This is a genomic window from Affinundibacterium seohonense (assembly GCF_014284305.1).
GTDB lineage: Bacteria > Pseudomonadota > Gammaproteobacteria > Burkholderiales > Burkholderiaceae_D > Undibacterium > Undibacterium seohonense.
Window position 1 is genome coordinate 1 of record NZ_JACOFW010000074.1, and the last position, 834, is coordinate 834.

Below are 834 nucleotides of genomic sequence, written 5' to 3' on the forward strand. Positions count from 1 at the left end.
ACATCGGTTCTGTCGCAATAGCGAAGCCAATGCGGAATCATGGCAGACAGCCTCCGCCCTTACTTAAACAGAGCGGATTTTTCCTGCCAAAGCATAAAATTGGTCGGCAAAAGACAGATCTTCTCCTCCTTCCATCATGAGTTGACCCTTGCGAATCATGTGCATGAGTTCGATACCAGCCAGGATGCTTTTGGCTGATCGGAGCGATTTGAATCCAAGCATTGGTTTTGTTATCCGTTTCACCGCACGATGGTCTTGTTCCACGATATTATTGAGGTACTTGATCTGAAGTACCACCATTGGTATTTTCATGGAGGCGTTGATCTCGTCAATCGCTGTTTTGTTGGCGCCGCTTTTGTCCATCGTGACTTTTTCAGGTGTGCCGTTCGCCTCCATAGCTTTGTCGAAAAAACGCTTGGCTGCTGCCTTGTCTCGCTTGGAAGTCAGGAGAAAATCAATCGTCTTGCCTTCCTTGTCCACTGCACGATAGAGGTATTTCCAGGCGCCTTTGACCTTGATATAAGTCTCGTCCATCCGCCAGCTTCCACCGACCGGGCGCTTGCGCTTTCTGAATATCTTTTCCAGTAACGGCAGAAGTCGGATCGCCCAGCGACTGACGGTTGAATGATCAACGAATACACAACGCTCCGCCATCATTTCTTCGATCTGTCGCAGACTAAGCGGATAGGCAGCGTACCAGCGCACGCAGGTCAGCATTACTTCGAGCGGATAATGCATTCGTTTGAGTAGCTTGCGTAGCTCGTCATTCATTGCATGAATCAAATATTTTGTCGGATCATCAGTCTAACAGAGACAGCTTATTGCGACAGAACC

At 48.6% G+C, this 834-nt stretch carries 1 protein-coding gene; it reads right to left on the reverse strand.

Features of this window, described 5'->3' with window-relative positions; genetic code table 11:
- Window positions 1–63: 63 nt before the first annotated feature.
- On the reverse strand, window positions 64–771 hold the full coding sequence (locus H8K52_RS20605; RefSeq protein ID WP_186924789.1) for an IS6 family transposase: 708 nt from the start codon (window positions 769–771) through the stop codon (window positions 64–66).
- Window positions 772–834: the final 63 nt, after the last annotated feature.